At 35.7% G+C, this 26,139-nt stretch carries 26 protein-coding genes; 1 reads left to right on the forward strand and 25 read right to left on the reverse strand.

Annotation, left to right across the window (positions count from 1 at the left end; genetic code table 11):
• The 13 genes from FC46_RS00970 to FC46_RS01030 all read right to left on the reverse strand — a co-directional run bounded on the left by FC46_RS00970 (position 1) and on the right by FC46_RS01030 (position 12,302).
• Positions 1 to 297 (reverse strand): YggT family protein, encoded by a 297-nt coding sequence (locus FC46_RS00970; protein WP_057797179.1) that lies wholly within the window; start codon positions 295 to 297, stop codon positions 1 to 3.
• Positions 298 to 735, reverse strand: coding sequence for a cell division protein SepF (locus tag FC46_RS00975; RefSeq protein ID WP_057797180.1), 438 nt, complete (start codon positions 733 to 735; stop codon positions 298 to 300).
• 14 nt (positions 736 to 749) lie between these two features.
• Positions 750 to 2,099: a cell division protein FtsZ gene (ftsZ, locus tag FC46_RS00980; RefSeq protein ID WP_057797181.1), complete on the reverse strand. Its 1,350-nt coding sequence runs from the start codon at positions 2,097 to 2,099 to the stop codon at positions 750 to 752.
• 15 nt (positions 2,100 to 2,114) lie between these two features.
• Positions 2,115 to 3,467 (reverse strand): cell division protein FtsA, encoded by a 1,353-nt coding sequence (ftsA, locus tag FC46_RS00985; RefSeq protein ID WP_057797182.1) that lies wholly within the window; start codon positions 3,465 to 3,467, stop codon positions 2,115 to 2,117.
• 62 nt (positions 3,468 to 3,529) lie between these two features.
• Positions 3,530 to 4,390 carry a cell division protein FtsQ/DivIB gene (locus tag FC46_RS00990; protein ID WP_057797183.1) on the reverse strand — a complete coding sequence of 287 codons (861 nt, stop codon included), beginning with the start codon at positions 4,388 to 4,390 and terminating at the stop codon, positions 3,530 to 3,532.
• Between the two features lie 16 nt (positions 4,391 to 4,406).
• On the reverse strand, positions 4,407 to 5,513 hold the full coding sequence (gene murG / locus FC46_RS00995) for an undecaprenyldiphospho-muramoylpentapeptide beta-N-acetylglucosaminyltransferase (RefSeq protein WP_057797184.1): 1,107 nt from the start codon (positions 5,511 to 5,513) through the stop codon (positions 4,407 to 4,409).
• Position 5,514: 1 nt separating this feature from the next.
• On the reverse strand, positions 5,515 to 6,894 hold the full coding sequence (gene murD, locus FC46_RS01000) for a UDP-N-acetylmuramoyl-L-alanine--D-glutamate ligase (RefSeq protein WP_057797185.1): 1,380 nt from the start codon (positions 6,892 to 6,894) through the stop codon (positions 5,515 to 5,517).
• Positions 6,895 to 6,902: 8 nt separating this feature from the next.
• Positions 6,903 to 7,871, reverse strand: a complete 969-nt coding sequence (gene mraY / locus FC46_RS01005; RefSeq protein WP_057797186.1) for a phospho-N-acetylmuramoyl-pentapeptide-transferase — start codon at positions 7,869 to 7,871, stop codon at positions 6,903 to 6,905.
• 4 nt (positions 7,872 to 7,875) lie between these two features.
• Complete coding sequence (locus FC46_RS01010) at positions 7,876 to 10,038, reverse strand: penicillin-binding protein (RefSeq protein ID WP_057797187.1); 2,163 nt, start codon at positions 10,036 to 10,038, stop codon at positions 7,876 to 7,878.
• Positions 10,038 to 10,400, reverse strand: coding sequence for a cell division protein FtsL (gene ftsL / locus FC46_RS01015; RefSeq protein WP_057797188.1), 363 nt, complete (start codon positions 10,398 to 10,400; stop codon positions 10,038 to 10,040). The genes FC46_RS01010 and ftsL overlap by 1 nt, the downstream gene beginning before the upstream one ends.
• Positions 10,401 to 10,413: 13 nt before the next feature.
• Positions 10,414 to 11,361 carry a 16S rRNA (cytosine(1402)-N(4))-methyltransferase RsmH gene (gene rsmH / locus FC46_RS01020; protein ID WP_057797189.1) on the reverse strand — a complete coding sequence of 316 codons (948 nt, stop codon included), beginning with the start codon at positions 11,359 to 11,361 and terminating at the stop codon, positions 10,414 to 10,416.
• A gap of 3 nt (positions 11,362 to 11,364) precedes the next feature.
• The gene (gene mraZ, locus FC46_RS01025) at positions 11,365 to 11,796 is read right to left on the reverse strand and encodes a division/cell wall cluster transcriptional repressor MraZ (protein WP_057797190.1); all 432 of its coding nucleotides are present in this window, start codon (positions 11,794 to 11,796) and stop codon (positions 11,365 to 11,367) included.
• Positions 11,797 to 11,972: 176 nt separating this feature from the next.
• Positions 11,973 to 12,302: a DUF3397 family protein gene (locus FC46_RS01030; RefSeq protein ID WP_057797191.1), complete on the reverse strand. Its 330-nt coding sequence runs from the start codon at positions 12,300 to 12,302 to the stop codon at positions 11,973 to 11,975.
• A gap of 93 nt (positions 12,303 to 12,395) precedes the next feature.
• On the opposite strand from FC46_RS01030, the gene FC46_RS09985 reads away from it, so the two are divergent.
• Entirely contained in the window at positions 12,396 to 12,521 is a 126-nt protein-coding gene (locus FC46_RS09985) for a DUF4044 domain-containing protein (protein WP_083477996.1), read from the forward strand.
• A gap of 31 nt (positions 12,522 to 12,552) precedes the next feature.
• Here the strand turns inward: FC46_RS09985 and mreD are convergent, their stop codons facing one another.
• The 12 genes from mreD to ezrA all read right to left on the reverse strand — a co-directional run bounded on the left by mreD (position 12,553) and on the right by ezrA (position 26,069).
• A complete protein-coding gene (gene mreD / locus FC46_RS01035; RefSeq protein ID WP_057797192.1) occupies positions 12,553 to 13,092 on the reverse strand; it encodes a rod shape-determining protein MreD in 540 nt (179 codons plus the stop codon).
• Positions 13,092 to 13,943, reverse strand: a complete 852-nt coding sequence (mreC, locus tag FC46_RS01040) for a rod shape-determining protein MreC (RefSeq protein ID WP_057797193.1) — start codon at positions 13,941 to 13,943, stop codon at positions 13,092 to 13,094. Before mreC ends, mreD begins: the two co-directional genes overlap by 1 nt.
• 45 nt (positions 13,944 to 13,988) lie before the next feature.
• Positions 13,989 to 14,993: a rod shape-determining protein gene (locus tag FC46_RS01045; protein WP_057797194.1), complete on the reverse strand. Its 1,005-nt coding sequence runs from the start codon at positions 14,991 to 14,993 to the stop codon at positions 13,989 to 13,991.
• Positions 14,994 to 15,085: 92 nt separating this feature from the next.
• Positions 15,086 to 15,709: a JAB domain-containing protein gene (locus tag FC46_RS01050; RefSeq protein WP_057797195.1), complete on the reverse strand. Its 624-nt coding sequence runs from the start codon at positions 15,707 to 15,709 to the stop codon at positions 15,086 to 15,088.
• A gap of 39 nt (positions 15,710 to 15,748) precedes the next feature.
• On the reverse strand, positions 15,749 to 16,426 hold the full coding sequence (locus tag FC46_RS01055) for an HAD family hydrolase (protein ID WP_057797196.1): 678 nt from the start codon (positions 16,424 to 16,426) through the stop codon (positions 15,749 to 15,751).
• A 3-nt stretch (positions 16,427 to 16,429) separates the two neighbouring features.
• Positions 16,430 to 17,686 (reverse strand): bifunctional folylpolyglutamate synthase/dihydrofolate synthase, encoded by a 1,257-nt coding sequence (locus FC46_RS01060; RefSeq protein ID WP_057797197.1) that lies wholly within the window; start codon positions 17,684 to 17,686, stop codon positions 16,430 to 16,432.
• A 1-nt stretch (position 17,687) separates the two neighbouring features.
• A complete protein-coding gene (locus tag FC46_RS01065; RefSeq protein WP_057797198.1) occupies positions 17,688 to 20,327 on the reverse strand; it encodes a valine--tRNA ligase in 2,640 nt (879 codons plus the stop codon).
• Between the two features lie 302 nt (positions 20,328 to 20,629).
• Positions 20,630 to 21,052 (reverse strand): GtrA family protein, encoded by a 423-nt coding sequence (locus FC46_RS01070; RefSeq protein WP_057797199.1) that lies wholly within the window; start codon positions 21,050 to 21,052, stop codon positions 20,630 to 20,632.
• 39 nt (positions 21,053 to 21,091) lie between these two features.
• The gene (locus FC46_RS01075) at positions 21,092 to 21,799 is read right to left on the reverse strand and encodes a pseudouridine synthase (RefSeq protein ID WP_057797200.1); all 708 of its coding nucleotides are present in this window, start codon (positions 21,797 to 21,799) and stop codon (positions 21,092 to 21,094) included.
• An 89-nt stretch (positions 21,800 to 21,888) separates the two neighbouring features.
• Positions 21,889 to 23,106 carry a tRNA uracil 4-sulfurtransferase ThiI gene (gene thiI / locus FC46_RS01080; RefSeq protein WP_057797242.1) on the reverse strand — a complete coding sequence of 406 codons (1,218 nt, stop codon included), beginning with the start codon at positions 23,104 to 23,106 and terminating at the stop codon, positions 21,889 to 21,891.
• A gap of 2 nt (positions 23,107 to 23,108) precedes the next feature.
• Positions 23,109 to 24,269 carry a cysteine desulfurase family protein gene (locus FC46_RS01085; RefSeq protein WP_057797201.1) on the reverse strand — a complete coding sequence of 387 codons (1,161 nt, stop codon included), beginning with the start codon at positions 24,267 to 24,269 and terminating at the stop codon, positions 23,109 to 23,111.
• 84 nt (positions 24,270 to 24,353) lie between these two features.
• Positions 24,354 to 26,069 (reverse strand): septation ring formation regulator EzrA, encoded by a 1,716-nt coding sequence (gene ezrA, locus FC46_RS01090; protein ID WP_057797202.1) that lies wholly within the window; start codon positions 26,067 to 26,069, stop codon positions 24,354 to 24,356.
• Between the last annotated feature and the right edge of the window lie 70 nt (positions 26,070 to 26,139).

The following is a 26,139-nucleotide window of genomic DNA, read 5'->3' on the forward strand; positions in this document are numbered from 1 at the left end:
TTATCCTACTAATCTAAACAAAATATTAGCTAACCATGGTAATGCATAATCCTGAATAAAGTACAGTAAAAATATTCCAATAATTGGAGAAATATCAATTCCCGTACTATAAGCTAATTTTTGCAGTGGACCCACTCTAAATAATCTTAAATATGGATCAACAATTTTACTAATTAATCTTCCGATAAAAGAGTTGGCTAAAAATGGAACCCAACTTAAAATCGCATTGATTACGATAAGCAAACAATACAACCAAATTATCCATGATAAGCCAACAATGATATAAGAAACTATCATCTAACTAAAATTATCTTTCTTATCAACTAAATCACTAATTTTACCATCAGTAACAAACTTAGGTGGAGTAGCAAGATAAATCTTACTACCAATACGTTGAATTTGACCACCTAAAGCAAAGACAGTACCTGCAATAAAATCAACGATTCTATTAGCAGACTTATCATCGATTCTACTAAAATTGATAACAACAGCCTTGTTATTAATTAAGTTTCGTGCTACATCTTTAGCATCAGAATAAACTCGAGGTTCGTATAAGACAATTTGACTCTTGGATGCACTCATACCTGATTTAATTGATACAACGTTGTCACGATTTACTGAATTAAGTGGCACTTGTTCATCAGTATTATTTTCTTGCTCGCTTGTATATTCTTCCTCTTCCAAAGAATCTTCGTCCCCTGAAATTCCGAGGAATTTTCCAAAATCAAAAGCCATTTAGAGCCTCCTAACTAGTTTTCACCACGGTGCTTGAAGAATGGAATATCATTATTATCATCGTCATCTTGAACGCTAGTTTCAATTTGTGAAATGCTATTTTGATCTTCATTGCTAAAACTATCAAAATTATCAGCATTATTTTCACTTAAATCTGGTGAAACTGTTCTTCTGTGATCTTGGGTTGAATCATTCAATCCCCAAACACTCGTTGGATCAACCATACTATCCTTCGGTGTTGGATTCTGAGTATTTCTATTTGGTTCAACATGTTGTTGATTTTCTGAATCCGGATGAACTGTTTGACCAATTTGACTACCATTATTATTTTCTTTTGATTCAGCCTTAGGTTGAGCCTTAATTTGGTGGCTTCTACCAGGAAGTTGCTTTGAAGCTGCTTCTTCAGCAGCTGAATCGATACCAGTTGCGATAACAGTAACCACAACTTCATCACCCAAATTAGGGTTAATTGAAGTACCGAAAATAATGTTGACGTCATCACCAGCAGCCTTAGAAACAATTTCCGAAGCATCTTGTGCTTCAAATAAAGTCAAATCTGGACCACCAGTGATGTTAAGTAGAACTTGTTTGGCACCATCAATAGAAACTTCAAGTAGTGGTGATGAAATAGCCAATTTAGTAGCTTCAACAGTTCTGTTTTCACCACTAGCACGACCAATCCCCATCAAAGCAGCACCTTGGTTTTCCATAACAGTCTTAACATCAGCAAAATCCAAGTTTACGTAGTCAGTTGAAGTAATCAAATCTGAAATACCTTGAACACCTTGCTTTAAAACGTTGTCAGCTTCCTTGAAAGCATCCATCATTGGGGTTTTCTTGTCAACCATTTCAAGAAGGCGATTATTAGCAATAATAACTAAGGTGTCAACGTATTGCTTTAATTGAGTAATGCCTTCTGCAGCGTTTCTTGAACGCTTAGGACCTTCAAAACTAAATGGGCGAGTGACAACCCCAACTGTTAAAGCACCAGTTTCACGGGCAATTTTAGCTACAACAGGAGCAGCACCTGTACCGGTACCACCACCCATACCTGCAGTGATGAAGATCATATCTGCACCCTTAAGTGCATCTTCAATTGTTTGTTCACTTTCTTCAGCGGCCTTTTGACCTACTTCTGGATGTGAACCTGCACCTAAACCACGAGTCAATTTAGGTCCTAATTGAATTTTTTCTTCAGCTTTATTACTATTCAAAGCTTGCACATCAGTGTTGGCTGCAATAAATGATACGCCTTGTACACCGTCATCGATCATTCGATTAACGGCATTACCACCAGCACCACCAACACCGATTACCTTAATGACTGCATTCTTATTGTCATCTGAATCGAATGTAAAGTCCATCTAATTAAACCACCTTTAGTCAAAGAATTTCTTAAAGAAGTCTTTCAAACTTCCTGTTTTGCTTTCTTTTTTATTTTCTACTTTGCTAGACTCTGATTTTCTAGCCACGTTACTATTATTATATGCTTCTTCAGTCCGAGTTTCATTAGAACTTTCAGTTCTTTTCAAATTTTTGTTATTTTCTGAACTAGTAGGTTCAACTTTTCCTGAAAAACTATTTCCATAAATTGAATTAGTAACAAGAAAATCTATATCAGACATGCGATAAACATAATTTGCAATTCCATATGCCGCAGCGTAACTTGGATTCCGCATCCCCATTTGATCTGGTTGATAAATGCGGGCTTTAATGTTCAAAGTATTAGCAACGATTCCATCAATACCTTGGAGTAAGCTAGTTCCACCAGTAATTATAATTCCTCCGGGAACTTTTAATGAGTTTGTTCTAGCCAATCCTTTACCAATTCGATTAAGAATCTGCATGATACGGGCATTAATGATCTCACTTAAGTATACTTCATCAATCATTTGTTGACCTTCTGAGCCAACACTATTTATAGCAAACTTATCATTTTTGGAGGCTAATTTAGGATCAGCAAAGCCGTAATCTAGCTTTAATTGTTCAGCATCCTTCTTTGAAACGCTTAAAACCACTGAAATATCATTACTAATGTCAGTACCACCTTCTGCATCAACATTAGCATACTGAATTTGTCCATCACGAATAACTGTTGCTGTCGTTGTACCGCCGCCAAGGTCTAAAATAATTGAACCAAAAGTTCTTTCACCTTCATCAAGTGCAACACTAGCAATAGCAAGTGGTGTTGGAACAAAGAAACTATTCTTATAGCCTGCTCGTTCAATTGCACGATTAATATTATGAAGTTCACTACTTGGTGCTGTTAAAAGAACGCCTCTAACAGCTAAACTGTGAGCAATCATATTGCGTGGATCATCCACTGTATTTTTACCATCAATTGAAAAACCACTTGGTAAAAATGCGATTGGATCTCGATCATCTTTGACAGCAGACTTAATTGCTGCTTGAACTACACGTTTAACCTCTGCATTACCAATTTCCTTGCCGTTATCAGCAATGCTTACAATCCCAGCAGCATTTTCAAGTTGTAATAACCCTACTGGAATACCGGTAATTACTTGATAAATATTTGAATTGGTCTTTTCGGCCACTTCTTGTAAGGCATGACTAATTGAAGCAGCTGTTTGCTCAATATCTACAATGCTTCCATGGCGCATACCTCTACTTGAAGTGGTAACTGCGCCAATAACCTTACCTTCATCGGCCACGACCGCCTTTATGCTGGTGGTACCTATGTCCAAACCCACCAAAATGTTTGTATTATCCAAAATTAAGCCCCCATTAATATTTGCCCTGAAGAAATTTTAACATAAATTTTCACTTAAGACAGCTAAGATATGCCATATGCTTTCTTTTCTGAAGCGGTTAACGGTCTGCTAAAAGCACCCACTTCTAAATCTATAAGACTATTTTTGCCAGCTTTAGCTCTAATTTCGTTATAGTACTTGATTTTTTCTTTAAAAGTTGAAAGATTTCCGACAACTAAATTGCCATCTTTCATGACTAATATGATTTGTGACTTTCTCTTAGTACTACCACTTAAAACTTTTACCTGATCTCTAAAATCAGCTGGAAGACTATCAAATAGCTTTAAATCATCTTTAAACGAGGTTTCCTGGTTATAGCCTATAAAAAGAGGTTTTGATTGATCAATTTCCGACCAACGTAGTTTTCGTCTTCCAATGTTTCCATCCGACAAAATCTTACGATAAACCTTGCCTTCTCTAACATAAGCAATAGTTGAATGCTCGTGAACATTCAAAACTACCCGATTTAAATGAGAAATATCGACACTAACATTTTTTACCTCTGGATATTTCTTTGCTAATTCATTGCTGATAGTTTTTTGATGAAATTTATAATCAAGTACCCGATCGCTGGCTTTAATTCCTGAATTTTTCACCACAATTTCTGCAGGAATATCAGTTGCTCCTTTAACTTGTACGCTACTAACATTTGCCAAAGGCGAAATATAATAGCCAAGCCCAATAATTGCTAAAAGCGAAACTCCAATAATGGAGCCTGCACCTTTAAGAAGTGATTTTCTTCGTTCAAGATGGAGCATAGATAGCGAGGCAGAAACCTTCTTTTTAGCTTCCTTCTTACGAGTCTTATTTTGATTAATTTGGTGATTCAAATATGGAGAAAGTTCTTTACGAGGATCAATTTTGGTCACTTTTTTCTTTGGCAACTGCCTCACCTACTTCCTATTTAGCTATTTCTTGCATCACTTTAATCACTTGATCTGACGCATCAGGTACGCCCAAAGACTTAGAAGCTGCAGACATTTGTTTAGCATACTTTTCATCCAACAAAATATGATCAATGGATGATACAAAATTATTAGGGTTCAAATCATTTTCTGGCAAAACTAATGCTGCACCAGCCTTTTCCAAATCTAATGCATTCTTCATTTGGTGATTATGAGTTACATTAGGACTAGGAATCAAGATTACAGGTACACCTAATGCAGTAAACTCTGCGATACTTGTTGCACCAGATCTTGAAACAACACAAGTCATTTCAGGTAGAAGTGCTGGCATATCTTCAATATATGGAAGTACTTTAACATTGTCACCAATTTTAGCATTTTCGAGCTTCTTTTCGACAGCATCATAGTAGTAAGTACCTGTAGCCCAAATAATTTGATATGGTTTCTTTTTAAATTCCATAATGGACTTAAGCATAATTCGATTAATTGCTAATGCACCGCGAGAGCCACCAAATACTAAAACAGTTGGCATGTCCGGATTTAAATTCCACTTTTCTTTTAAGTCAATCTTTTTATTATTTAAACCTAAAACTTGTTGTGAACGTGGGTTACCAGTTTTAACTAATTTTTTCTTTTCAGAAAATTGTTTTGCAGCGTCATCAAAAGTATAGCAAATTTTATCAACATAGTGACCCAAAAACTTGTTAGCTAAGCCTACCACAGAGTTAGATTCGTGAATCATTGTTGGAATATGCATTTTAGCTGCTTCATAAACCATTGCTCCAGATACATAACCACCAGTACCTAAAACAACATCTGGCTTAAAATCGGCTAAGATTTGTTTAGCCCTCTTAGTTGCTTTAAAGAATAACTCAATTGTTTCAAAATTCTTTAAAGGGTGCTTTCTATTAAAGCCTTGAATCTCAATAGTTTTAAAATTAACTCCAGCTGCTGGAACAATTTTTGATTCTAAGCCCTTTTCTGTACCAACAAATAAAATTTCATCATCTGTACAAATCTTACGTTCCTTAAGACGCTCGATAATTGCCATAATTGGATAAATGTGGCCACCTGTACCGCCACCAGTGAAAATAACTCTCATTTTACTTAGTCTTAATTTCCTTTACAAAGTTTACAAAATAGTCGCCACGTTCTTCAAAAGTTCTAAATTGATCCCATGACGCACATGCTGGTGAAAATAGTAAAACATCGCCTGGATCAGTTAATTCATAAGCTTTTGGAACAGCTTCTTGCAAGGTGTTTTCAATAACAATATCCTTGATTCCGGCTTTTCTTGCAGCATCAGCTAATAAATATTTTGTTTCACCATATAATACAATTGCCTTAACATGCTTCTTAAATAATGGTACCAGAACATCAAAGGTAAAACCACGATCAAGTCCACCAGCAATTAAAACCTCTGGTTGTTTGAACGATGGGATGGCAACTGAAGCAGCTTCAATATTAGTTGATTTAGAATCGTTGTAAACTTTACGATCGTCTAAAGTCATCACATATTGCAAACGATGCTTTGCACCAGCAAAGGTGCTTAAAACAGCTTGAATGTCATCATTTTCAGCACCCATTATTTTTGAAATCGCAATTGCAACTAAGCAATTTTGTTGATTATGAATACCTGGCAACTTAATGTCATCGATCTTCATAATCTTTTCGCCCTTGTGTTCAAGATATTCATCACCAATATAGTAATCAGCACTTGAATCTTTTTCAGAAAAAGTTTGAATTTTTGCTTTTGTTAAACTTTCTTCTTTTTTCAAGATATCTTTTTGATCAAAGTTCGCAATAAAGTAATCTTGATCATTTTGGAATCTAGTTACATTTAACTTCGCATTAACATAGTTTTCGAAAGTTTTGTGGTAATCAATGTGAACATTGTGATAAATATCAACAATCGCAGCAACTTTAGGATCAATATCAGTTACGCCTAGTAATTGAAAACTCGAAATTTCGACAACTAAAATATCATCTTTAGTAGCTTTAGTAACTACTTCTGAAATTGGCACACCAATGTTACCTACTGCATAAGCATGGTGACCAGACTTTTGTAAATGGTGATCTAGAATTCTTTGTGTAAGCATTACTGTAGTAGTCTTACCATTTGAACCAGTCACACAAACATATGGAGCTTCACTGACACTTAAAGCAATTTCAGGTTCGGTAATAATTGGAATTTCTAACTCTTCTGCTTTTTTGACCATCGGATTTTCATAAGGAATCCCAGGATTTTTAACAAAATAATCAAAATGCTCTTGCTCAAGAAGTTCAACGGGGTGATGACCACCAATTACGCGTACACCTTGTTTCTTTAGTTCTTGAGCTCTCTCATTTTTATCCAGATCAGCTTTATCATTTAAAGTTAATTTAGCACCTAACTGCAAAAGCAATTCACTTACTGCAAAACCACTTTTACCTAAACCTAAAACTAAAATATTTTTATCTTTATAAGTATCAATTTGCTTCATTTTTTATTTTATCCCCAAATACATAAATACAAGATACTTCCAATTAATCCAACAATCCAAAAGACAATATCAACTTTCCATTCACTCCACCCTAACATTTCGAAGTGGTGATGAATTGGTGTCATTTTAAAGATTCTCTTACCCGTTGTTTGGAATGAAATAACCTGTAAGATGACACTAGTAGTCTCACAAACAAAAACAATCCCAATCAATAATAATGACCAAGGTCTATTTAAGAAGATACTTACTGCTGCAAGCCCCCCACCTAAGGCAAGTGAGCCCGCATCACCCATGAAGATCTTAGCTGGTTTGTGATTGAAAATGAAGAAGGAAATCAATCCACCAATAATACTCATACAAAATACTAAAATAGCAAGATTATTTTGTTTATAAGCAATGTAAGCATATGTACCATAGGCGACAATTGACAAGCCAGTTGCTAAACCATCAAGTCCATCCGATAAGTTGACTGCGTTTGAAAAGCCTACTAACCAAAAGATAATAAAGATAGTAAATAAAACAACGCTAGTGACAACACCTAAAAATGGAATATATAAAGCAAATTTAAAGTTATCACTATTTGCAATTAAAACAATTACAATCGCAATTATAATTTGCAAAGCAAGCTTCTGCCATGCTCTCAATCCTAAGTTACGTTTATAAAACAGCTTGATACCGTCATCTAAAAATCCAATAACTCCGTATCCTAAAAGGGAAATTACCAAAATCCAGACGGTTTTATTAATATTACCTTGCCAAGCTAAAACCCAAATAGTTGAGATGGCTGCTGCTAGAACAAAGATTGTTCCACCCATAGTAGGTGTACCAGATTTCTTTTGGTGCCATTTTGGACCCTCATCTCTAATTTCTTGACCTTCGTGATGGCTTCTCATAAAAATAATCAGCCAAGGTAGAAAAATTGCAGTTAGTGCTAATGAACTAACTAATGCAATAATGCTAATCAGCATGTTGTTCATTTTTTTACTCCTTTAATTGTATTGTTATCTTTTTACCCGCTTTAATTATTGTACCCTTCTTAACACTTTGTGTCTTAACGGTACCAGAACCTTTAATATTTAATTTAACTCCCGTTAAGCTGCTAAATTGGCGTAAATCTTCTAAGGACCAGCCCCTCATATCTGGACACGCGATTTTACCTGAAGTTAAAACATAGATTTTTGACCCTTGTGATAACTTCTGACCTTTACTTACTCCTTGAGCAAGAACATTCTTTCCTTCACCAAGCTTTACTAACTTTAATCCAAGATTAGTTGCTTTATTAGAAGCAGCTTGATAAGTTGAATTTTTAAAATTAGGTACTGAAATTATTGTACTTGGTTGATTTTCGCTCTTAGACATAGTTACAACTCTGCGCATCACTGGCTTAAAAATTGAAGCTAAAATCTTTTCAGCAGGTGCACTCATTTGTCGAGGTTGTTTCATAGTTAAGTAAACACAATAACGTGGATTCTTGGTTGGTGTTACACCGACTACTGAGAAGATATAGTTGCTATCACCTGTTAAATATCCACCACCTTTAGGTTTTGCAATTTGAGCGGTACCAGTTTTAACACCTAAAGGAATACCTGACATCTTATAAGAGTAGCCAGTCCCAATTTGCTTATTTAGAACCCGCTTCATATTTTCAATCAAAACCTTGCGCGTATTTACGTCATAAACAGGCTTACCAACTTTTTCAACTTTATAATTTTTGATCGTTTTTCCAGAATCGTCAGTTTGCTTCTCAACAAATTGTGGCTTAACCATCTGACCGTTGTTACCTAAGCTGCTAAAAGCTTGCATCATTTGCATTACGTTAACATTAACGCCTTGACCAAAACTCGTTACCGCTTGATCAGTCACATTATTAAATGCAAGTAAGCCTGGTTGTTCACCTGGGAGAGTAACACCTGTCTTTTCGCCAATTCTAAAACGCTTCAAATATTTTCGCCAAGTCTTTGCACCCATAGTTTGTTCAATTTTAATGAAACCAACATTACTTGATCTCGGGAAAGCTTGAGACAGTGGAATACTGCCCCAACCAGACTTGTTCCAATCATAGATAGTCGCCCCACCAACTGAAACGGAACCAGAATTGTAGTACTGGTTAGGATGATAATTGCCACTATTTTGTGCTGCAGCTAAAGTTAAAATTTTGAAAACTGAACCTGGTTCGTATGTATCTTGAACCAAAATGTTTCTAAACGACTTAGTTAAGCCCTTTTTAGTTTGAGGGTTAAAAGTTGGTCGTTGAGAAGCAGCTAAAATTTTACCAGTTTTCATATCTTCAACAACTGCCGTCATGCTAACTGGATTATAAGTCTTCTGAACAAAACTCAATCGTTCTTCAAGTAAACTTTGCAACTGTGAATCTAGTGTCAAATAAAGATTGTTACCATTTTGGGCATCTTTAAAGATTTGTGGTGAATTTGGTGATTGGTTTTCTTGGGCATCAACTGAAGAAATTCGATAACCATCTTTTCCAGTTAATGTCTTATTAAACCATGCTTCAAGTCCCATCGTTCCGACTAGATTCTGTGAACCAGTCTTTTTACTGTACAATGGTTGCGCTAAACCAACAACATGTGAGGCAAAAGTTCCATTAGGATAAAACCTAGATGGAGTTTCCATAAACTTAATCCCTGGCAATTTCATTGCTTGAATCTTTTCTTTTTGTGCTTCGGTTAATCCGCTACCACCAGCTCCAAACTGTACTTGGAAAGCTTTAGTTTTTGGGGTTAAATACTGCAAAATCTTCTTTTCTGACATCGGCAAAACTGTAGCTAATTTGCGTGCCGTCTCTTTTTTGTTAACAACATATTCAGGTTTATTCTTGTAATTGATTGATGATTTATCAAGAATAGCGTAAATAGTGTAAAGATGTGAATCTTCTGCAATAACCAAACCATTTCTGTCATAAATCGTTCCGCGGTTAGCTTTTATTACTTCATTACGGTGATAAAGCTGTTTAACCCTTGCGGATAAATTTTGACCACTAACGGTTTTAGAAATACCTATATATAAAAATCTGCCTATAAATACAAGAAAAACCAAAGCCACGGCTAGTTGGATACATCTCCCCACCGTGAAGCGGTAGCCGTGAGCTTTGGATTTTTGTAATTTTAAATTACTTTTATTCTTCATTAGCGAACTGTCCTAATGTTTTTGTCATTTAACGTCAAACCATTTGCACGAGCAATTTTATTCAAACGTGAATTTGATGTTAGTTCGCCAATTCTTTGACGTAGTTTTGTAATATTGTTTTCTTTGTTAGAAATTTTTTGTTCTACATTTGAAAGCTCATGTTGTGTTGAAGTCGCAGTATTGCTAGAAGAAACTAGAAAGGTCATCATAATAACTGTGACAACTGAACCTACTATAACCAAAGTTCTTTCTAGCCTAGTCCAACGTACTTTACGCGAATCAGGTACAGCTCGCTTTCTTTTGACAGACTCGGATTGTCTGTCAGGTTCATATGCTATTTTTCTTGCAGAACTATCAGCCATAATCATTTCCTCTTCATATTTTCTCTGCAACTCGTAACTTTGCACTGTGTGAGCGGTTGTTACTTTCTAATTCAACAGTTGAAGCAGTAATTGGTTTCCGATTTACTAACCGTAAAGTTGGTTTTAAATCATCAGGAATAACCGGAATACCTCTTGGCACTTCAACTTCTGAGTACTTTTTAAAAATCCTTTTGACGATTTTGTCTTCATCAGACTGAAAAGTAATTACACTAATTCTACCTTTCGGTTTTAAAAGTGCGATCGCTTCTTCGAGCGAAGTTTGTAAAACTTCAAGCTCATGATTAACAGCCACTCTTAGAGCTTGGAAGCTCTTTTTTGCTGGATGACCACCAGTCCTTCGTGCATATGCAGGAATCGCCGCTTTAATTACATCAACCAAATCGAAGGTTGTTTCAATTGGTTTTTCTCTGCGTCTTTCGATGATCTCACGAGCAATCTGGCGAGAAAATTTCTCATCCCCATATTTGTATAATATGTTAGCTAGCTCCTTTTGGCTTGAGTTATTAACTAATTGGTAAGCATCAAGTTCTTGACTTTGATCCATTCTCATATCGAGTCGAGCATTATAGCGATATGAAAAGCCACGATCTGCTTGATCGAATTGAGGCGAAGATACACCTAAGTCGTAATATATTCCATCAATACCATCCGAATAGCCCAGCTTAACTAGGTCCTCTTTCAGATGGCTAAAGTTGTCATGTACAAGTTTTAACTTAGGATCACTATCTTCCGCCAATAAATCAGCGAAGTTTAACTTCGCCGCATTTATTGCATATTCATCTTGATCAAATCCTATCAGCGTACCTGAATTAATTTTACTCAATAGGTACTTAGCATGTCCGCCGCCACCAAAAGTAGCATCTACATAAAGGCCACCGTCTTTTGGTTTCAAATTATCTATAGTTTCGTGTAAGAGTACACTGGTGTGTTTGAATTCCATAATTTATAGTCCAATGTCATCCAAATTTTCAGCGATATCATCATAGTTTTGGTTAGCTCCTTCACAGAAGTCGTCCCAATGTTTCTGAGACCAAATTTCAATTCGGTTAGAAACGCCTACAATGACACATTCTTTTTCAAGCTGAGCGTGATCTTTCAGTGTCTTGGTCAGATTGACACGTCCCTGCTTGTCAAAATCACTTTCCATCGCACCAGAGTAAAACAGACGCATAAAATTACGTACATTCCTCTTAGTCAACGGAAGGTTCGCTAATTTGGCTTCAATTTCGTGCCATGTATCAATTGTATAGCCGAAAATGCAGCCTTCCATTCCTCTGGTAAATACCATCTTTTCACCAATTTGACTGCGTAACTTCGCCGGTATAATTAAGCGACCTTTGCTGTCCAAATTGTGATGATATTCACCCATGAACATGGTCTAGCCCTCCTTCCAAGAATAATTTACCACACTTCACCACTTCTCACCACACTCTTGCCAAAAAAAAGCAGATTTTTTAATATTTTTTAGAATTATTTACTTATCAAAAAATAAAAAAAGCCCTAGAAGTGTGATACTTCTAGGATTTAAACTGATTATTTAACAGTGGGGCCTTACATCACTAAAATAGCAAGTGACCCAATAAACCAAAATACTGAGCACAGTGATAAATATCCCCATAATTCATAGACGGTCTTCAATAATGAAATATTTTTTTCTTTAACTGAAATCCGAATTGTTAACAGAACCACCAAAATAAAAAAGGTAAAAAAACCATATGGCAAAAAAGATGGCCAACCTTTTTGATTAGTAATCATGTTGCAAGCTGGCAGAAAAAAGAAAGGCAAAAAGTCGGAGCCGCGGAATTGTGCCTTCGGAAAAACTCGATCTACAACAAGTGCCACAAGTATTCCGATTACTGGTAATAATATTATTAAAAACATCGTTTTCCTCCATTCCTTTTATTCTAACCTTTTCTTTCATTGAAAAAAACTATTAAGAAGCATAAAATATTTTTTTAATAGGAGGTCTCAGATATGGCAAGAAGAAAAAAGAAAAAGTCTGTCTTTCAAATCATCACAATCGTCATGGCGTTATTAATGGCTATCATTACTTTAGTAGCTATTGTAGCCCAAGTCGTTGGTTCTTTCGTAGAATTTTAAAAAAGTGTAGGAAGATTTTCCTACACTTTTTTTATTGTCTATAAGCATCTAAATCAACTAAAAATGGATATCTTTGTGCTAAATTACCCCATATCCAATAAGTTAAGATAAAGAACACAATTGACCAACCTAAGTTAAATAGAAGGCTGATAAGCATTACTCTTGAAGAAATATTAATAATACCGACTAAATTCAAAATTCCCCAACTATAAACATCTAAAATTGTAAGCCCAATTAAGACCACAATCAATCTTGCCCAAAAAATTTCAGGTAAAAATCTAGCAATCTTTTGGCATACCCAAATACTAAGTGGGAAAAAAACAGTGTAAATACCAATAATTCCTAATGTTGAAATATCAGCTACCACTCCTGCTCCTAATGCAAGCCAAATTTCTTTAGAATTAGTGTCGTCAAATAGGCCAATTAGCATAATTCCAATCGGCAATAACCAATTACTTGCACCATACTCTTGATAATTCATAAATTGATGCAAATAAAGAGCTAAGCTCCCATCTAAAACTAAAGCAACATATAACGCAATAGCCAATACCCATTCTCGAAAAATGCGCATTAATTGGCCACCTTTCTGCTTACAACTGTTACAACGGATGGATCATTAATTTCCCCAGCTGGATTAATTTGAATCAAGTTTGAAAGTCCAAACGAATCTCTAGTAGTAGCTGCAACAGTACCGATCAGCAATCCCTTAGGAGAGTTACCACCCATACCACTAGTATAAACTTTGGTACCCTTCTTGAGCTTTTGACTATCCACTACTTGTGTAAATGCCAACTTGTTGTTCGATGTAACAGTGATAATACCATGAACATTCTTCCCATTACTTGCTTTAGCTTGAACTGCAAAACGATTTGCTGAACGATCACTAGTAGTAATTAATTCAACCTTTGAAGAAGCAGCACTGACTTCATTAATTCGGCCAATAACCCCTCCTCCACATACAACTGCTTGGTTCTTTTTAATACCGCTAGAAGAGCCTTTATCAATTACCAATAAGTCTGACCAAGTATCTGATGAACGTGAAATTACTGAGGCATTAATTAAGTTATAACCAGTTAAAGTATCTTTTAACTTAAGTGCATCCCTTAATTGTTTGTTTTCAGCTTCTAACGCTTGATTTCTCGCCTTGGTCTGTCCTAAATCAGTAACTTGACGCTTTAAATAGTCATTTTCTTGTTCAGTATTAAGAATGTCGTTAACATGATTTAGTCCACCTGAAATAAGGCCAACTGGAACATCTACTATTCTAGAACCAATGGCTACAACGTCATTTCCAAAACTTTGAATAAATAATGGACTATTTCTTCTATTACGCAAGCTAACACTACCAGCTAAAACAATAAAAACTAGAGCGATAGCAACAAATGTAGTTAATAATTTTTTGTTTTGTAGAAACTTCTTCATACAGAAACGATCCTATAGAAAAACCGGCTTTAGCCGGCTTTTTAATTATTTACGACTTCTACGCATTACTTCAATATTTTTAAGTGATTCACCAGTACCAATAGCTACACAGTCAAGTGGATCTTGTGCAATAAATACTGGCACCTTAGTTGCTTCAGAAATTACTTCTGGCAAGTTCTTAAGAAGAGCGCCACCACCAGTTAAAACGATACCGTGATCAATAACATCAGCAGCAATTTCAGGTGAAGTTTGTTCCAAAGTTTCCTTGATAGCAACAATAATATCTTGAACAACATCTTGAATTGCTTCCGCAACATCAACTGCTTCAATATCAACTGACTTAGGCAAACCAGTTACCAAATCACGACCACGAATGTTCATTGCTTCGATTTCCTTAGCCTTTTCAACAGAAGCTGAACCAATTTGAATCTTAATGTCTTCAGCTGTTCTTTCACCAATTAACAAGTTAAATTTGGAGTGAACGTAATTAATAATTGCGTTATTAAACTTGTCACCAGCTTGTCTAATTGAAGTTGAAGAAACAATACCACCAAGAGAAATAGTAGCAACATCAGTAGTACCACCACCGATATCAACAACCATTGATCCAGTTGGATCCATAACTGGAAGACCAGCACCAATAGCTGCTGCAAATGGTTCTTCAATTACGAATGCTTCACGAGCACCTGCTACACGAGCAGCATCAATGACAGCTCTCTTTTCAACTTCAGTAACACCTGATGGAACACAAATCATAACTGAAGGCTTTGAATTACCAACAGTCTTTTCCATAAAGTATTTAAGCATTGCAGCGGTAGTATCATAATCAGCAATTACCCCATCCTTCATTGGACGAATTGCACTGATAGTACCTGGAGTTCTACCAATCATTTCCTTGGCTTCTGATCCAACAGCAATAACTTCACCAGTTTGTGTATTTTTTGCTACAACAGAAGGCTCTCTTAAAACAATTCCTTTACCTTCCATGTAAACAAGTGTATTGGCGGTACCTAAATCGATACCAATATTTTTCGATCCTAATCCAAACACGAAAATCTCTCCTTAATAGTTGCAGTCTAAATCTTGAATCATTATAGCATAAACTAAAGATAATTCAGATTTTCAATCGAATTTTAAAGAATTTAAAAGATTTCTTCTTCCTTCATACTCAAATATTTGCCCTTCCCAACAATAAAATGATCTAAAAAATTAATTTTCATCATTTTGGCATTTTCTTGTAAATTTTTGGTTATCTGAAAATCACTTTCTGAAGGCCATAATCTACCAGATGGATGATTATGAACAGCAATCATAGCTGAACAATTAAATAATACACCCCATCTAAAAACGTCACGAGGATGAACGAATGAGCGATCTAAAGTTCCTTGAGAAATCCTTTTTTCTGCAACAATATGATTGCCATTATCAATGTACAAAACCCAGAATTCTTCCTGTTTATGTCCGACTAATTTATTTGAGAGATACTGTCCTACTTCTCTACTTGAAGTGAGAATTTCCTCTCTTTTCGGTTCAGTTAAGCGCAAGCGATCTAGCATCTCTTCGAGTGCAACTGCTAAATCACCATTACATTCTGGACCTGAAATATAATTAATCAAATCTGTAAAAGAAGAAATCTTAAGATCATTGATTCTAGCTTCAATATCTTTCAAATTACAATAGCCTTTTCCTTCGAGTTGACTAAAAACTCTACCTAGCAGTTCTGTGTCCGTATTAATCATGTAATGATTAGATTGAGAAAATATCATTTTCTAAAACCCCCTCATTACTAAATACGCAAAATAGCCCTAAATTTTCTCTAGAAATTCAAAAAAATTCTTACAAATCATTGTGGCATTATTTTTATCTTGCTCAGTTGGCGGTAATAAATCAGGAATCATTACTACTTTTAAACCAGCATTTGCACCAGCAGCAACACCTGTTGAAGAATCTTCAAAAACGAGAATATTTTCTTTAGGTATATTCATTTTTTTGGCAGCAGCTAGATAAATATCAGGTGCAGGCTTAGGCTTGATATGGCCTTTTTGAACATCCAAATAACTCAGATGAAAGTCAAAATAATTACGAATTCCAGTTGCCCAAATCGCGTGTTCAAGCACATCTTCATAGTTACTTGAAGCAATCGCCATATGTAAGCCCAAGGCTTGAAACTTATCAAGTGCCTCTTGCACACCAGGTTGTAATTTCAATTTACCCTCATCAGTCCACTGCCAAACTAAATCATCAGTTCTTTTAATGAACTTATCGCGATCAGATTCTGTTTTAAAATACTTATGATAAAAATCTTGCATTTCTTTGACAGTTGCACCGGCTAGCTTAAGGTAACTATCCTTAGGTGTGCCAAGATTTTCTTCTTCAGAAGCTTGAATATTAGCATCCCAGTACAATTTTTCTGAGTTAATTAATAACCCATCCATATCAAAAATAATGCCCTGAATATCATTATTTATCCCTTTAACACGCATTAATTAAGCCTCCATATTTAATACAGCGCTAACTAGATAAAACGATCCAGTTACTAAAAGAAGGTCATTCTCATTTAAACTGTTTTTTGCTTTTTTAAACGCAGCCTGATAATCCGAGAAATATTGATATTTTTCTTGGACGTCTTTTGGAAAATCAGCTTTTTTAGCAGCCCGTGGATACGGAATCGTCGTCAACATTACTTCATCGTTCTTATCAAATAATGAAAAGACTTGTTCTAAATCCTTATCCTTCATCATTGTGATCAAAACTTTAATTTTTCCAGTCGAATGATGTTGATGTATAAACTCAAGCAAATTAGACATCGCTTGAATATTATGCGCCCCATCTAAAATAATTGTTGGCCTTCTTTGTACAACTTGATAACGTCCCGGAATTTGTGTTCCATTAATTGTTTGTTCAATTTCTTGATCAGTCAACTTAACTTTTAGTAAAAGCACTGCGGTTGTCGCAATTCCAATATCGATTGCTTCCACATTTGGTCTGGCAGAAAAAACAAGTTTCCTTTTTCCAAAAGCATAATTAATTCTACCATTATCATCTTGCTTAATCATAAAATCATGATTCAACAAATAAACTGGTGAATTTTCTTTTTTAGCTTTTCCCTCAAGTACTGGCAAAACCTCTGTCGGAACATTTCCTAAAACAACGGGTCGATCTGTTTTAATCACACCACTTTTTTCTTTAGCAATATCAAGTAGCGTTGGTCCGATAATCTGTTCATGATCAAGACCAATAGTCGTTATGATACTAAGCTCTGGCTTAATAACATTAGTCTTATCATGCGTTCCACCAATTCCTACTTCAATAACTGCATAGTCGCATTTTTCTTCATGAAAATAAAGAAAAGCCATAACAACTTCATATTCAAAAGTAACTAATGAAAATTCTGGTTCATTTTGACGAATTTTATCAAGCGCTACTTCAACTTGATTAGCAATCTTTACTAACGCCGCATCAGGAATATCTTGACCATTAATTTGAATTCGTTCATTAAATTTGCGAATAAATGGTGACACAAAAAGGCCAGTTTTTAGACCAGCCTTTTTGAGCAAGTTGCTCAGATAATATGACGTGGAGCCTTTACCATTAGTACCTGTTACATGAATTGTTTTAACTTTGTCTTGCGGATTATCTAAAATCGCTAAGACTTTTTGGATATAAGTTAAATCACTTTTTTCATGAAGAACTGGTAGAGAATAAAGATATTTAATCAATTCCTGGGCATTTAAAAATTTCAATTTACTTGCTTTCTTTTAATTCTTCAATTCTTTCACGAACACCAGCTAATTGACTTTCGTAATCAGCCTTCTTGTCCTTTTCTTTGTTGATGACTGCTTCTGGAGCGTGAGCAACGAAACCTTGGTTAGATAACTTCTTTTCGCTGCGAGCAACTTCATCTTCAAGGCGCTTTTCTTCCTTTTCCATCTTAGCGAGTTCTTCATCAACATTCACTAATTCGGTTAATGGAACAAAAATTTGTGCACCTGGGATAACAGCTGTCTTAGCAAGCTTAGGAGCTTCAACATCAGCACCAACAGTTAATTCCTTAGGGTGTAAGAAGTTTTCAACATAATCTGCATTGTTGTCCAAAACAGTCTTATTCTTTTCATCATCAATTTGAATCATGATATCAATTTGTGATGACATTGGTGCATTAACTTCCATACGAATGTTTCTAACTGCCTTAATAACTTCGATTAAGAATGCCATTTGATCGTCAGCTTCATTGTTTTCGAATTCTTTGTGAGTTTCAGGGTACTTTGCAACCATGATACTCTTACCTTCGTGAGGCATTGATAACCATAACTTTTCAGTTACAAATGGCATAATTGGGTGAAGCAAACGCAAGATTTGGTCAAGAATCCAAATTAAGTTTTCTTGCTTTCTTGCCTTTAATTCTTCATCATCACCATTTAATGCAACCTTAGAAATTTCGATGTACCAATCACAGAAGTCATTCCAAATGAAGTTGTAAAGCTCACGCCCAGCTTCACCAAATTGGTATTCGTCAAATAAACGAGTTACTTCGCTAACAGTGTGGTTTAATCTGTCAAAGATCCAGCTATCTGCTAAATCAAACTTAGAAGCATCCGGCATGTGTGCAGGCTTAGCATCTTCTGGTAAGTTCATGATTACGAAACGACTTGCATTCCAGATCTTGTTAATGAAGTTCCATGCAGCTGACAACTTCTTAGGATCGTAACGAGTATCTTGACCAGGAGCAGTACCATTTAACAAGAACCAACGAAGTGCATCAGCACCGTATTCATCAACAACATCCATTGGATCAACACCGTTACCCAATGACTTACTCATCTTACGACCTTGAGGGTCACGAATTAAACCGTGCAATACAACATCATTAAATGGACGTTTTCCAGTAAAGTGCAAACTTTGGAAAATCATTCTTGATACCCAGAAGAAGATGATGTCGTAACCTGTAACTAAAGCATTGGTTGGGAAGTAACGCTTGAAGTCTTCTGAGTCTTCATCTGGCCAACCAAGAGTTGAGAATGGCCAAAGAGCACTAGAGAACCAAGTATCAAGAACATCAGGATCCTGTTCCCAGTTTTCAATATCCTTAGGAGCTTCAAGACCTACATAAGTTTCACCAGTCTTCTTATTGTACCAAGCTGGAATACGGTGACCCCACCATAATTGACGAGAAATTACCCAGTCATGAACATTGCTCATCCATTGCTCAAGTGTATGTTCAAATCTTTCTGGAACAAAGTTAACCTTGTCATCAGTCTTTTGGTTTTCAAGAACTCTTTCTGCAAGTGGCTTCATCTTAACGAACCATTGCTTAGAAAGTCTTGGTTCTACTTGAACGCCTGAACGTTCTGAGTGACCTACTGAGTGAACGATTGGTTCAACCTTAATTAAGTAGCCTTCTTCTTTAAGATCCTTAACTAAAGCTTCACGACATTCAAAACGATCCATACCAGCATATTTGCCAGCTTCTTCGTTCATAGTTCCATTATCATTCATAACGTTGATACGCTCTAAGTTATGACGGTTACCTACTTGGAAGTCGTTAGGGTCATGAGCTGGTGTAATCTTAACAAGACCAGTACCAAATTCAGGATCAACGTGTTGATCTTCGATAATTGGAATATGACGACCAACAATTGGCAATACTAATTCCTTACCAACAATATCCTTGTATCTTGGGTCCCCTGGTGCAACAGCAACAGCAGTATCACCAAACATAGTTTCAGGACGAGTAGTAGCAATTTCTACAAATCCTGAACCATCTGCAAATGGATATTTAATGTGGTAAAAGGCACCCTTGTCATCCTTGTGAATAACTTCGATATCACTAAGGGCAGTTTCCAATTTTGGATCCCAGTTGATAATGTATTCACCACGGTAAATTAAGCCTTCGTTGTAAAGTTGTACGAAAACCTTTTTTACAGCCTTTGAAAGACCCTTATCGAGAGTAAATCTTTCACGTGAGTAATCCAATGAAAGACCAATCTTTGCCCATTGACTCTTGATAATTGATGCGTATTCATCTTTCCAGTCCCAAACTTGCTTAACAAAAGCTTCACGACCCATTTCGTGACGGTCCTTACCTTGCTTACGAAGCTTTGCTTCAACCTTAGCTTGAGTAGCAATTCCGGCGTGATCCATACCAGGAAGGTAAAGAGTGTCGTAACCTTGCATTCTCTTGAAACGAATCAAAGTATCTTGGATTGCAGTGTTCCATGCGTGACCCAAGTGCAACTTACCAGTAACATTTGGTGGTGGGATAACAATTGAATATGGGTGAGCTTTCTTGTCACCTGAAGGCTTGAATAAATCTTCATCAAGCCATTCTTGATATCTACCTTTTTCAACCTCATTAGGGTTGTATTTAGGTGCTAAATCTGTCATTAATTTTTCCTCCAATAAAAAAGTCCTAGACAATATTGTCTAGGACGATTTACTAACCGCGGTACCACCTATGGTTAAGCACAAAATGCTTCTCTCAATAAGCGATAACGGCGCTGAAGTGTCCGGATTAACCTACTTAGGTTCAGTTAATCAGCTAATCAAGCTACAAATCAGCTTCTGGCCTCTCAGCTTTAACGGCTTTTCTCTGTAAACGAAGTCAATTACTCTTGATTATTGCTTTGGTTATGATTATAGCATGAGTCCAGCAATTATTGAAGTGAGTATTTGTTTTCAATAATTATTTAACTAAATGATGAACTATCATTTTTTTTAAAAGTAATCACCTTGTTAATCACAAATTGAATCAACGTAGCGATAAAAGTTGCTACAACTTTTACAATCAAATGCGGAAATCCTAATTTTGTCGCAAAAACAAACAGAGAAACTGTTGTAAAAACAGTTGTAATCTGACCTACCAAGAAATAAGAAATAAATCTCAATAATAATCGATCATATACTTTAAAATTAGCATACGAATTCCAGATGAAATTATTTATAATGCCGCAAGTTGAAGAGATCATGTTTGCAATTTCAGCATTTACTTTAAAAGTAGTAAGTAGAATGTAAATCCCAAAATCGACCACCAGTCCTAAAATGCCAATTAAAATATATTTGATTAACTGTTTAAAATTTTGAGATTGCATTATCTTTTCTAAATTTTTCATATACTTTAACTACTACCTAAAAAGGTTGATATTTCTTACCTAAATCTTCTCAACTTGATCTAAACTTAATTCAACGTAATCCCCACGCTTCAAATCTTCAGGAAGCGTCAACTTTCCCATCGACAAGCGATCAAGCGTAGTTACCTTCATCCCCACTGCGCCAAACATCCGCTTAATTTGATGATACTTCCCTTCGCTAATTTCAATTTCAATCTCAGAAGTATCATCTTCTTTATCTTGTTTTAAAATCTTCAACTTAGCCGGCTTTAATTTTGTTCCATCACCTAATGTCATACCAGATGCAAAAATTTTAACTGTCTCTTCATCAGCTACACCAGCAATTTCTGCACGATATATTTTAGCCACATGTTTACCAGGAGCTAGTAAATTATGATTCAACTGTCCATCATTTGTTATAAGAAGAAGACCAGTCGTATCCTTATCAAGCCGTCCAACCGGAGCTAACCCTTGATATTGATCTTGCGGCTTTAATAACGAAATTACCGTCCCCTGACTGCGATCTTCAGTTGCCGATAGTACTCCTTTAGGTTTATTAAGTAAAAAATAGTGATACTTCTGATAAGAAACAACTTGATTATTAACAGTCACTTCATCGCTATCTTTCACTTGCTCTTTTGGCGTTTTTACAAGCTGATCATTGACCTTAACAATACCCTTTTTAATTAATTTGTGCACTTCTGAGCGCGAGCCAACGTTCATATTTGCCAAGTATTTATCAATCCGCATATTATCACCTCATATTATAAAAATTATATCAAAATCTCTTTTCAAACAAAAAAGAACTCAAATCATCAAAATTTGAGTTCTAATCGTTCTTACAATAAGTCCATATCTTCTTGAACTTGATCTTCTAAGAATTCTTGATTTGGATAAATAGGCGTAATTTCAATACCTGCCATTGCTCTTTCAATTAAACCTTCAACATCTAAGCGTGCTTCATATTCACGTGCCTTATCAAGTTTTGGCTTAGTCTTAGGACGTGGTGGAGCAAAAATTGTACAACAATCTTCAAATGGTTGAATTGAAAGATCAAAAGTACCGATATCTTCAGCAAGTTTAATAATTTCAGTCTTATCCATTGTTGCAACGGGACGAATTACTGGAGTAGTCGTAACGTCATTAATTGCTACCATTGATTGCAAAGTTTGTGAAGCAACTTGACCAACTGATTCACCGTTAAAGATAGCAAGACCGCCACGCTGAGCACGGATACGATCAGCTAATTGCAACATAAAGCGGCGTTGAATAGTCATCAAGTAGCCTTCTGGCAATTTTTCCTTAATAGTTTCTTGAATTTCAGCAAATGGAACTGCAATAAAGTTAATCTTTCCGCAGTAATTTGCCAAAATACTGGTTAATTGCTTAGCTTTAGCCAATGCCTTATCAGTAGTATATGGAGGACTGAAGAAGTGAACCATTTCAATGTCAACCCCACGCTTCATTGCAAGGTATGAAGCAACTGGTGAATCAATTCCGCCTGAAAGCATCATAATCGCTTTACCAGCAGTACCTACAGGCATCCCACCTACACCATGAATCAGTTGGTTTGAAAGATATACTGCATCTTGACGAACTTCGATTCTCAAGACAATATCTGGATGCTTCATTTCAGCTTTCAAGTTGTCAATATGATCAAACAAATAGTCACCAACCATAATATTAAGTTGGTTAGTATCATATTCAAACTTGTGGTCACTTCTACGAGTGTTAACCTTAAAAGTCATCCCCTCTTTAAAAGTTTCCTTCATTAATTCTAAAGAAGTCTTCTCGATATCTTCTAAAGTTTTAGGAATCTTAACTGCAGGTGAGTATGTTTGAATACCAAATACTTTCTTTAATCTCTTATCAATTTCTTCAAATGGTGCACCATTAAGAACAATATGCATCCGATCATGACGTGGATGAATTTCAATTTCAGGGAAATCATTCAAAACTTTAGTAACATTACCTGCCAAGCGACCGATAAAGTCTTTTCTATTCTTTCCCTTAGTTGACAGTTCACCATAACGCACCATAACTTCTGTGTATTTAATCATTAATCTTCTCCTAAGTGATTAATTTGCGCAAAGTGCTGATAAATTTCATCGAAAACTTTGATGAATTGATCTGCTTCTTCTAAAGTGTTGCTTTCATCAAAACTAAGTCTAATTGCACTAGTAGCAATTTTATCATCAATTCGCATTGCAACCAAGGTGCTAGCTTCATCTGCAGTTTTTGAAGCACAAGCAGAAGTGGTTGAAACGTAAATATCTTGATCTTCAAGTGTGTGAACTAAAGTTTCACCACGAATTCCTTCTAACGAAAAACACAACACATGTGGAGCAAAGCCACTATTTGCTGGTGAAAAGATATCAATCCCAGGTTTATCTTTCAAGTAATTGATGATCTTTTCTTTAATTGCTTCTTCTCTAGCTGCGCCTTCTTTTTCGTTTTCAAGCAAAAGACGCATTGCCTTAGCCATTCCTGCAATTGCTGCAAGATTTTCAGTTCCTGAGCGTAATCCCTTTTCTTGCCCACCACCATCATTAAGCGGAGCTAAGACTTTACCCTCTTTTTTGTACAAAACGCCAATGCCTCTTGGACCATGAAACTTATGAGATGACAAACTAGTTAAATCAACTCTTGGTGTAAATACTTTGTCCCAGATGTTCTTACCAAGTGCTTGAACATTATCCACGTGGAATTGGATTGTAGGATAGTTTTCAAGTAAATCACTAATTTCTTCAATTGGTTGAATAGTCCCAATTTCATTGTTAACACCCATAATTGAAACTAAAGTTGTGTCTGAATCGATCGCATTACGCAAGTCGTTAACATTAACACGACCTTCTTTATCAACCGGCAAGCGCGTTACTCGGTAGCCCAAGTTTTCCAAACTAGTAAAGGCATTTGCAACAGAAGCATGTTCAACACTTGAAGTAATAATGTGTTTACCAAATTCTCTTTTTTGAATTGCAGTACCTTTAATAGCAGTATTGTTTGACTCAGTCCCACCAGATGTGAAAAAGATCTCATGTTGCTTAACTCCCATTAAATTTGCAATTTGCTTTCTTGAGGCTTCAAGCATTTGATGCGCACGATCACCCAACTTATGCAAACTTGATGGATTACCCCAAATTTCAGTAGCAACCTTATCATAAGTTGTTAAGACACTCGGATCAATTCTAGTTGTGGCACTATTATCAAAATAAATCACGAATAATTCCCTCCAAAAAAACGGTCAAATTTTTGACCGTTTTAAATACTTACTAATTGTAACTTATATAATTGTTAGCTTCAATTATTTGTTATTCTTTTCTGAATAATATGCATTTTCAAGACGTTGATATGAGCCAGGCTCAACCTTTTCAATTGCAGTTGCGATTGTATCAAGTGCTTCCTTATAATTGTAATCTCTTTGATACAATTCTGCAGTCTTTTGTTGTGCACGCTGAATTACTTCTTTATCTGCATATTTGTTTGAGTACTGCATTGTTAATTCAACCAAGTTAGCAGAATTAATAATTTCATCTGCCTCACGCTTAAGGCGTTCAACATCATCTGAAATTTGGATTAGCTCACTTGAAATCTTCTCCATATTAATTCGAACTTGATCAAGTTCTTGAGAAACTCGACCAATTTCATTAATTACTAAAGTGTACATTTGGATGAAGCTTTCAGGATTGCCTGGAAGTTTTCTTCTTTGCAATCGACGGTATACTAATGAAACTTCTTGTTTAAATTGCTTAATAGAATCATTAGCAACATTTTCTGAATCATACAAACCGTCGACATCCTCTGCCATTGACTTTTGTTCTTCATCAATTTGACGAAGACGATCAAGCATTGCAAGCCATGAATCCTGAATTTGTGAATAAACGCCCTTACCATCAGCAATATTCTGTGTATCAACAGTATATTGCCGGTTCATATCATTGATTTCACGCTCAAGACGCCGACTTTCATCAAGTTCGCCATGAGTTAATTCATAGCTTTCATCAATGTGACGCAGCTTTTCAACCAACTTTTTAGAAACAACTTGTTGGTGAGATATTATGGTAAGCATCTTATTCTGATTTTTTTCAACAAATGGACGAGCTTTATATTCTTTAGCTAAGACATCATAGAGAGCATCAATTTGTTTAGAAATCTTCTTATTCTTTTCGGCTAATTCTTCAACCTTTAACTCGGTTAATAAATCACGTGAAGTATCGATTTCTTTACGGATTTCTTTGATCTGATCTAATACATCAACCGAATCAATGTAGTATTTTTCAGATACCATTTTTTTATAAGTATCTGATAATTCACTCAATTGATCTTGGAAAACTGTTTCCAACTCATTATGAGCTTCTTTGATCTTAGGAAGCTCATCTTTTAGATCGTTCAAATCAATTTTAATCTTAGAGAGAACCCGTTTAGCTTCAACATGATCACCCTGTGAAGACAAATTCTTTGCTTCATCAAAATCACTTTCCATCGCCGTCAGTTCATTTTCAATCTGATCTAATGCTGGCCCAAAATCAAAAGAGTCGGCTAAAATTGCCTTCCTAGTTGTACGGTATGATTTGATTAATGCATCATATTGTAGTTGATTTTCTCTGTTAGATTTTAGCAGTTCATTAAAAACATCATTCGTATTTTTGGCATCTTCAAAAGTAGGCACCATGATTTCTTGAGCCTTTTTAATATTCTTTCTCGCCTTAAAAATACGGTAAGATGCATTTTGATCGGCTGCTTCTTCAATTAAATGTTGAACCTCAGGGATCTTTTGAGTTGAAGCTTCTTGATAACTTTTTCGCCAGGTGTTAAGTGTAGTTAAACTTTCACCGGCTAAATCCATTTTATCTAAGCGCTCAATCGCTCGCTCTAAATGCATTTCTTCAATCTTATTCATTGCATCATCGATCACTTCAATTTCGTGTAATTGTCTTCTATTGACAATGATCATAAATGCAATAATAAGGATAATTAAGATAATAATTGCAATAACAATTAAAGTTTGAACTGATGACATAGTTTATCCTCCAAAACTACCATAATTATACCAAACCATAGAAAAAAACGGGACAAAAGCATATCTCTTT

It is taken from the genome of Lactobacillus kalixensis DSM 16043 (assembly GCF_001434335.1).
Classification (GTDB): Bacteria; Bacillota; Bacilli; order Lactobacillales; family Lactobacillaceae; genus Lactobacillus; species Lactobacillus kalixensis.

Excerpts from the sequence above, each read along its gene's own strand:
- FC46_RS00970 (WP_057797179.1), bottom strand. The coding sequence starts at position 297 with ATGATAGTTTCTTATATCATTGTTGGCTTATCATGGATAATTTGGTTG.
- FC46_RS00975 (WP_057797180.1), bottom strand. The coding sequence starts at position 735 with ATGGCTTTTGATTTTGGAAAATTCCTCGGAATTTCAGGGGACGAAGAT.
- ftsZ (WP_057797181.1), bottom strand. The coding sequence starts at position 2,099 with ATGGACTTTACATTCGATTCAGATGACAATAAGAATGCAGTCATTAAG.
- murG (WP_057797184.1), bottom strand. The coding sequence starts at position 5,513 with ATGAGAGTTATTTTCACTGGTGGCGGTACAGGTGGCCACATTTATCCA.
- murD (WP_057797185.1), bottom strand. The coding sequence starts at position 6,894 with ATGAAGCAAATTGATACTTATAAAGATAAAAATATTTTAGTTTTAGGT.
- mraY (WP_057797186.1), bottom strand. The coding sequence starts at position 7,871 with ATGAACAACATGCTGATTAGCATTATTGCATTAGTTAGTTCATTAGCA.
- FC46_RS01010 (WP_057797187.1), bottom strand. The coding sequence starts at position 10,038 with ATGAAGAATAAAAGTAATTTAAAATTACAAAAATCCAAAGCTCACGGC.
- ftsL (WP_057797188.1), bottom strand. The coding sequence starts at position 10,400 with ATGGCTGATAGTTCTGCAAGAAAAATAGCATATGAACCTGACAGACAA.
- rsmH (WP_057797189.1), bottom strand. The coding sequence starts at position 11,361 with ATGGAATTCAAACACACCAGTGTACTCTTACACGAAACTATAGATAAT.
- mraZ (WP_057797190.1), bottom strand. The coding sequence starts at position 11,796 with ATGTTCATGGGTGAATATCATCACAATTTGGACAGCAAAGGTCGCTTA.
- FC46_RS01030 (WP_057797191.1), bottom strand. The coding sequence starts at position 12,302 with ATGTTTTTAATAATATTATTACCAGTAATCGGAATACTTGTGGCACTT.
- FC46_RS09985 (WP_083477996.1), top strand. The coding sequence starts at position 12,396 with ATGGCAAGAAGAAAAAAGAAAAAGTCTGTCTTTCAAATCATCACAATC.
- mreD (WP_057797192.1), bottom strand. The coding sequence starts at position 13,092 with ATGCGCATTTTTCGAGAATGGGTATTGGCTATTGCGTTATATGTTGCT.
- mreC (WP_057797193.1), bottom strand. The coding sequence starts at position 13,943 with ATGAAGAAGTTTCTACAAAACAAAAAATTATTAACTACATTTGTTGCT.
- FC46_RS01050 (WP_057797195.1), bottom strand. The coding sequence starts at position 15,709 with ATGATATTTTCTCAATCTAATCATTACATGATTAATACGGACACAGAA.
- FC46_RS01055 (WP_057797196.1), bottom strand. The coding sequence starts at position 16,426 with ATGCGTGTTAAAGGGATAAATAATGATATTCAGGGCATTATTTTTGAT.
- FC46_RS01065 (WP_057797198.1), bottom strand. The coding sequence starts at position 20,327 with ATGACAGATTTAGCACCTAAATACAACCCTAATGAGGTTGAAAAAGGT.
- FC46_RS01070 (WP_057797199.1), bottom strand. The coding sequence starts at position 21,052 with ATGAAAAATTTAGAAAAGATAATGCAATCTCAAAATTTTAAACAGTTA.
- FC46_RS01075 (WP_057797200.1), bottom strand. The coding sequence starts at position 21,799 with ATGCGGATTGATAAATACTTGGCAAATATGAACGTTGGCTCGCGCTCA.
- ezrA (WP_057797202.1), bottom strand. The coding sequence starts at position 26,069 with ATGTCATCAGTTCAAACTTTAATTGTTATTGCAATTATTATCTTAATT.